The sequence below is a fragment of the bacterium genome, from assembly GCA_020440705.1.
Lineage (GTDB): Bacteria > Krumholzibacteriota > Krumholzibacteriia > LZORAL124-64-63 > LZORAL124-64-63 > JAGRNP01.
The window spans coordinates 1-7,060 of record JAGRNP010000157.1; the positions used below are offsets into that span (position 1 = coordinate 1).

Below are 7,060 nucleotides of genomic sequence, written 5' to 3' on the forward strand. Positions count from 1 at the left end.
GCGGGGCCGGAACATGTGCAGATCGAGGACGCCGTCGATGGGCAGGGGCTCGGCCCCGACGGCGTCGGGGTCGGTCGGCCCGTCGTGCGGATCGGGCGGGCGGTGCGGGTCGTGCGCCATGGCGGTCTCCGGGGGTGCGCGGACGGGGCCTGCCCCCATTACACACCATCTCCGCCCGTGGTGCCACCTTCCGCTGCCGGTCGCTCCGCGCCGACGGCGCCCCGCGCCAGCCGGACCACCCGCGCCCGCAGCCGAAAGCCGGCGAGGACCAGGGCCGCCACGCCGACACCCCAGCCCCACGCAACGGGCGCAGGCCAGCCGACGCGTTCGGCCAGATGCGCGGCGAGATGTCCCAGGCGCCACGGCACGAGCGCCCCCACGGTCACCAGGACGACAGCCCCGGTCGCCCGGTACAGGCGCACCACGGCGGCAGCGATGCGGCCCGCCGGCAAGGGCCCCGCCTCGAGGTCGGCCAGACCGACGGCGTCGGCCAGGGCCGCCAGGCCCGGGCGCAGGTCGGGCGGGGTCAGGCCGTCGCCGGCGGGAACGGGGCTCAGGAAAACATCAGCCGCCATGGCCATCCCCCGCACCGGACGACGCCACCTGGGCCGCTTCGGCCCGCAGGGCCATGAGCTCGGAGACCGTCACGAAGCGCACGCCTTCGGCCACCAGGCGCGGGATCTCCCGGGCCAGCACCGCCGCCGTGGCCGGATGCGGGTGGCCGATGCCCAGCGACGTGCCGGCCGACCGCGCGGCCTTGACCAGCCGCAGCAGGTTGGTGCGGATGGCGTCCTCGTTCTCGTTGTCGTAGTCCAGGAAGATCCGGTTGCGCGCCGCCGGAATGCCCGCCCGCACGGCCTCGGCATAGGCGACCGAGCGCGACGAGGTCAGGCTGTCCACGAAGAACAGGTCGCGTTCCGCGAGCACCGACATGAGGGCCCGCATGGTGGGCAGGTCGCTGGTGGCGGCGCTCCCCATGTGGTTGTTCACGCCGGACGCGTGGTCGAGGGTGGCCAGGGCCGCGTCGAGACGGGCGCTGACGGCAGCGGCGTCCATGCCCACGAGGATCGCGTCGGGCCCGGGATCGGTCTCGGGGTAGCCCTGGGGCTCCATGGGCAGGTGCAGCATGATCTCGCGGCGCTGCTGCGGCCAGTCGCGCGACTGCCTCCCGACGGCCACGTCGACGGGGCAGCCCGCGGCCCGGCGTCCGGCAGCCCCGTCGGTTCCCATCGCCGCCGCGGCGACGCTCTCGCGTCCCGGCGGCAGCACCAGCTCGGTGCCCTGCAGGGAGAAGTGGCGGGAGTAGGGCAGGTCGGGCAGGACCGCCATGGTGACCGGGATCGGCAGGTCGAGGATGGACAGGGCGGCCGGTGTCTTGCCGTGCCCCCAGTCGTCGATGACCAGGGCCACGACCGGTCCTTCGGCGGCGGCGAACTCGCGCCAGCGGCTCAGGCCCGGGCCGCCGCCCCAGCGCACCGGCGGCGTGCGCCCCTCCCGCACCAGCATCAGCGTGTGGGTCGGTCGCCCCGTCACCCCCACGTCGAGGCGGAGCAGGTCGGTGGCGTCGTCGGGCGCGGTGCGGGCGGCGCGCACGGCCGGATCGGGCACCCGCTCGCCCCACAGCACCTTCGCCCCCACGGGCGCCAGGGCCGCGGCGACGCGCGCCTGCACGTCCCACCAGGAGTCGACCGCGGGCACCGGCACCACCCGGCAGCGCACCAGAGCCCCGGGCCCGATGGCGGGCGCGGGCCAGTCGTGGTCGGCCGGATCCTCGGCCGGGCCGGCGCGGAAGCCCGGCAGCGCCGCCGCCAGGGCGTCGTCGACGGCCGCCTGGACGTCGGCGTAGTTGCGGTCGGCGCCGAGCCCGAGCAGGGCCGCCTTGCCCGTCCGGGACTGGGCCCAGTTCAGGAGGCCGCCCCCCACCAGCACCACGACGACGCCCGTCGCGAGCAGGGCCGTCCAGGCGATCCGGCGCCCGCCGCCGGCCCGCGACTGGCTGCGTTTCGCTTTCCGGCGGGGGTTCCTGCGGAAGATGTTCTTCAAGACGGTGCACTCCCGGGGCAGGGACGGGCCGGGAATCCCTTCCCGCGCCCGCGCCGGATCCGGCGGACGCCGGCGCCGGGCCATGTTAACCCATGGGCTGCGCCTTGGCCAGTGCGCCCGCGGGCTCCGGCAGACGAAACGGGAGGACCCTGGGGCCCTCCCGTTTCCACAGCTTCGACCGTGCCCGCCCTAGGGAGTGGGCCCGTTCGTCTGGTCCTGCTGGCCGATCATCTGGAAGTAGGGCCGCGTCACGCCACCGGAGGTGGAATCGCGGCTCACGACGTAGAACTTGATGAGGCCGTCGACGCGCAGGGTCGATTCGGACCCGCGGTCGAACAGGAAGCGCACCTCGAACTGGGCGAAGCGGGCGTTCGGGATCACGTCCGACGCGGGCGAGGTGGCCCAGGCGCCGCGCTGCTCGAACAGCTCGAAGTTGATGGACGAGATGCCCGGCACCAGCTCGCCCTGGCTGTTGGTGATGGCGTTCCCGCTGAACATCTTCTGGGCGATGTCGATCTCCTCCTCGCGGTCGAGGGTCGGGCCGACGTTGGGGAACTCCTCCTGGGTGCCCGTCTGCAGCAGGGTGATGAAATCCCGGTGCAGCATGGCCTCGTAGCCGTCGAAGTCCATGTTTTCGTAGACCTCGCGGAAATTCTCCATCAGCTGGGTCTCGGAATCGGGGAACGGCAATTCGGAGCCGCCACCTGGACCCGGCTGGTCCCCGGGACCCGGCTCGTCGGGCGAGAAGATGCATCCCGCCGGCGCGATCAGCATCAGGACGGCAGCCAGCAGCAGGAAACTCTTCGTGTTCATCGCTTTTGTCCTCCAAGAAGTCTGGGCTTCCCCGGGGTGACAGGGAATTTCAATTCAGGAAACCCGCTATTTTGAGGTTTTCTGCCTCTAATTTACCATATTATCAGGTCAATTGCTAGCAAAAGTTCCCCGCAACACCCCCATCGTGGGCAAGAGCTGACCCGTCCCGGGGTCCGATTCCCCCTGCTGGTCGCGCCACTGGTAAACATACCAAAAACTGCCCTCGAGGCGAAAGGTAATTATCGCCGAACCCCGGTAGCGGGTCGTGGACTGATCGACGTTGCTGGTCACCGTGATGTCGTAGATGACGTTCTCCCACTCGACCTCGGCCCCCGTATCCGGCGGTGCGTTGAAGTCGGCGTCCTTCATCTGGGCCGTGATGGTCACGTCGCTGTTGTAGAAGCTGTTGATGAACGCCACTTCCTTGTCGCGGTTCCAACCGTTGAACACCCCGGGAAACTGGGCCTCGGCGTCGGTGTCCGGAATGTAGATGAAGGTGTTCTGGCTGATGTTGTCCTCCCAGCCGGGGGCGTGGACCGCCTCGAGGCTCTTTTCGAGGTTCGCCCACACGTTGGCCGAGGAGGTCTTGTCGAAGTAGACCACGGTGGTGCCCGAGGCCGGCGGTTCGGCCTCGCGGGGCTCGAAGAGGCAGCCCGCCGGGGCGACCAGTCCGGCCAGGCCGACCATCAGGGCGGCGATTCGCAGGGTGCGCCTCATCTCAGAACTCCCACTTCACGTACGCGTCGGCCTCCCAGTAGTCGGCGCTGGATTCGGTCACCGCCGGGCCGAAGGCGTTGTACTTCTTGATGATCGCCGAGATCTGCATGTCGCCCACCTGCCGGTCGACCCGCGTGCCCACCCAGATCTCGCCCGAGTAGTCGGTTGTCTCGTTGGTGCTGTTGGTCGTGAAGCGCACCTGGTCGTCGCGGGTGCGGTACGTGGCGGCCTCGAGGATCACCCCCGGCACCACCCGGTACGAGAGGCCCAGGTCGAGCTTGCTGATGGTCTGGTTCAGGTCGCGGCGATAGAAGGTGCCGCCGGTGGTGCTGGTTCCGGTGGCGGTGGCGTTGAACTTCTTGTTGTAGTCGTGGCGGATCTCCACCTGCAGCCGCGAGGTCGGATTGAGGGTGACCTTCGTCGACAGGTTGCCGCGCTTGTTGTAGTTGTCGTCGCGATTGACCGATTCGAGTTCGGAGTACACGTAGTCCGTGTACTGGATGTAGACCTTGTAGACCTGCCCGAAGGTGAGCCAGTCGGACACGTACCAGGTGTAGTCGGGCGCGATCTCGTACGACGTCTTGATGTTGTTGTTGGACGACCGCGTTTCGCGGATCGAGCGGTCCTCGGAGCTGCGGAACGAGTAGAGCAGGTTCGTGGTGAACCGGTCCGGCCACCGGCGGCCGAGCTCGACGCTGAAGTCGTTCTGGTAGCGGTCCTTGTCGTTCTGGTTGTGCTCGGCCTCGGCGATGTCCTGGAAGAGCCCCTCGTAGGTGCGCAGCTTCAGCTCGGTGCCCGCGAAGAGCGGCCGGACCCACACGAACTCGAACTCCCGGGCCTTGTTGTACTGGCGGCCGCGGTTGGCGGTGGCGCCCTGGATGCGCTGGTCGTCCCAGGTCCAGCCGTAGGTGTAGATGACGGCGAGCGAGTCGACCCCCACCTTCGATCCCGCGCCCACCTCGAAGTTGTCCAGGTGGCGCTGCTTGAGGCCCTGGCCGTTGGCGGCGTAGTCGAGGTCGTCGGTGGTGCGCGAAGCCAGGGTGCGGAAGTCGATGCCCACGACCCGCAGCTGGTTCTCGAACTCGAGCGACGTGGCGTCCTTGGTTTCGAGCTCCTGCACCACCTTCAGGTCCTCGGCGATGCCGACGGTGTCGATGAGGCCCTGGGAGTTCTTGCGGAAGTCGAGGAAGCGCCGCTCGAAATTCGCGCGCGTGACGGCGACCGAGCCCTTCGTGAAGCGGCGATCGAAGTACACCCCCACGCCCAGGGTGTCGCCCTGGGTGCTCGAGGGGCCCTCCTCGAATCCGAGGGTCTTCTGGCCGGAGACGGTCCGGCCGTAGACGCGTCCCGCGAGGACGACCCCGTCGGCGATCTCCCAGCCGGTCTGCAGGCCGCCGTCGAGGGACCCCTCGCGCGCGTTGTTGGGCGTGTTCTGGTTCTCGCTGACACGGTCGTCGAACGAAGTGCCGACGCGGAAGCTGTGGATGAGGCCGCCCAGGCGGTGCTTCGTCTTCGAGGCGGCCAGCCGCAGGCTCTTGTTGTCCTGGGCGAAGAGGTTGCTGAAGCCGGCCGTGTTCACCGTCTTGTCGTGGCTCCACGACCAGTCGCCGTCGATGCGCACGACCAGCGGCAGCTGCTGGCCGAACCCGTAGTTGAAGTTGACGTTGCGTCGCTCGACGTTCTTGTCCTGCTTGCGGTACTCCTCGTAGTTCCACTTCAGGTTGTTGACGAAGTTGCCGCCGCGCATGAGGCCGACGTTGGTCATCACCTCGCCGTAGAAGGTGTTCTGCCGCACGTTGGCCTTGACGCCGGCCTTCGGTGTCACCGTGAACTTGGTGAAGAGGCCCGCCTGGCTGTAGGTCTGGACCTGGGTCCCGTCCTGCATCTGGGCGGCCTGGTTGGTGACGCTCATCAGGGCGCCGCCGACCTGGGTGGCGTCGTCGGCGACCACCGTGTCGCGCGCGGCCTCCTGCTGCGCGGCGGCCGTTCCCGCCCCCAGCACGAGCAGGGCCGCCAGGACCAGGTCCCGGCACCGCCGCACCGCGCCCCCCGCCCGGATGCCGCTCATGGCGCCCCTGCCCCGGCCAACGCGGCGGCGAGCCGCCGGTGGTCCGCCACGGCGAGCTGCTCCGGTCGCAGGTCGGCGTCGATGCCGGCCCGCGACGCCACGGCGTCGGCCGCGTCGCCGTCCAGGTTCCAGTGCTGTCTCAGCTGGTTGCGCACGGTCTTGCGCCTCTGTCCGAAGAGGGTCTTGACGGTGTGGATGAACGTCGCGAATTCGTCCGGGCCCCAGGGGCCGCCCGGCGGCGCCGCCGCCGGGACGAGCGCCACCACGGCGGAAGCCACCTCGGGCCGCGGCCAGAACACCGCGGCCGGCACCGTCCGCACGATGCGCACGTCGAAGACGGCCCCGAGCACCACCGCGAGGATGCCGAAGTCCTTGCCGCCCGGCACGGCGACGAGCCGCTCGGCGACCTCCTTCTGCACCATGAAGACGCCGCCGGCGACCTCCTGCCTGAGATCGGCCACGGCGAAGAGAACCTTACTGGTCAGCACGTACGGCAGGTTGCCCGCGATCACGGGGCGGGGCCCCGCCAGGGCCACCGTCGCCGGCCAGTCGAGGCGGGCGAGGTCGCCCTCGACGAGGCGGAAGTTGGGCCGGTCGCCGTGTTCGGCGGTGAGCAGCGCGCACAGGTTCCGGTCGACCTCGACACCGACGACCCGGGCGGCCCCGGCGAGGAGATGCGTTGTCAGCGCTCCGCCGCCGGCGCCCAGTTCGAGCACGCGGTCGCCGAGGGCGAGCACGTCCTGGGCGATGGCGCGCGCCAGGTTGCCGTCGACCAGGAAGTTCTGGCCGCGCCTCTTCACGGGCCGGATGCCGTACTCGCGCAGGAGTGTCTGTTGGCTGCGTTGCAAGTGAACTCCGGAGCGCCGTCAGGAGCCGTTCGGGTCCGCGCCGGGATCCGGTTCGGTGCCGGCGAACGGCCCGAACAGGCGGGCGAACGACCGGGTGGTCTCGCGCGCGACCACGGCGGCCGGCAGCTCCAGCAACGCGGCGACCTTGTCCAGGGTGTGCGCCATCAGGGCCGATTCGTTCCGTTGGCCCCGATGGGGAACCGGAGGCAGCCAGGGGGCGTCCGTCTCCAGCAACAGGAGTTGGACACCGGCCCGGACCACGAGTTCCGGCAACTGGCTTTTTTTATAAGTCACCGGCCCGCCGATGCCCAGCAGAAAACCGTGTTCCCGCGCCCAGTCGACCGTCGCGGCGTCGCTGCTGAAGGCGTGCAGCACGCCCCCGGCCCGCGGCGGGCCGACCGCGTCCAGATGGTCCAGGATCTCGGTCCAGGCGTCGCGGACGTGGAAGACCACGGGCAGGCCCACCCGGTCGGCCAGCTCGAGTTGGGCCGTCAGGGCCCCGTACTGGGCGGGACGGGGCGAGAGGTGGCGAAAGAAGTCGAGGCCGATCTCCCCGATGGCGACCACCTCG

7 protein-coding genes are annotated in these 7,060 nt (G+C 70.0%); all 7 read right to left on the reverse strand.

The genetic code is table 11. From position 1 onward, the window contains the following. Positions 1-158: 158 nt before the first annotated feature. Positions 159-575: a hypothetical protein gene (locus KDM41_16295; GenBank protein MCB1184989.1), complete on the reverse strand. Its 417-nt coding sequence runs from the start codon at positions 573-575 to the stop codon at positions 159-161. Continuing rightward, positions 565-2,043: a divergent polysaccharide deacetylase family protein gene (locus KDM41_16300; GenBank protein MCB1184990.1), complete on the reverse strand. Its 1,479-nt coding sequence runs from the start codon at positions 2,041-2,043 to the stop codon at positions 565-567. Before KDM41_16300 ends, KDM41_16295 begins: the two co-directional genes overlap by 11 nt. 189 nt (positions 2,044-2,232) lie before the next feature. Further along, positions 2,233-2,856 carry a hypothetical protein gene (locus tag KDM41_16305; GenBank protein MCB1184991.1) on the reverse strand — a complete coding sequence of 208 codons (624 nt, stop codon included), beginning with the start codon at positions 2,854-2,856 and terminating at the stop codon, positions 2,233-2,235. A 108-nt stretch (positions 2,857-2,964) separates the two neighbouring features. Next, a complete protein-coding gene (locus tag KDM41_16310) occupies positions 2,965-3,573 on the reverse strand; it encodes a hypothetical protein (protein MCB1184992.1) in 609 nt (202 codons plus the stop codon). A gap of 1 nt (position 3,574) precedes the next feature. Then, complete coding sequence (locus KDM41_16315; protein MCB1184993.1) at positions 3,575-5,641, reverse strand: hypothetical protein; 2,067 nt, start codon at positions 5,639-5,641, stop codon at positions 3,575-3,577. Next, on the reverse strand, positions 5,638-6,489 hold the full coding sequence (rsmA, locus tag KDM41_16320; protein MCB1184994.1) for a ribosomal RNA small subunit methyltransferase A: 852 nt from the start codon (positions 6,487-6,489) through the stop codon (positions 5,638-5,640). The genes KDM41_16315 and rsmA overlap by 4 nt, the downstream gene beginning before the upstream one ends. A gap of 18 nt (positions 6,490-6,507) precedes the next feature. After that, positions 6,508-7,060: TatD family hydrolase (locus KDM41_16325; protein MCB1184995.1), on the reverse strand; the 553-nt coding region annotated here is incomplete at its 5' end.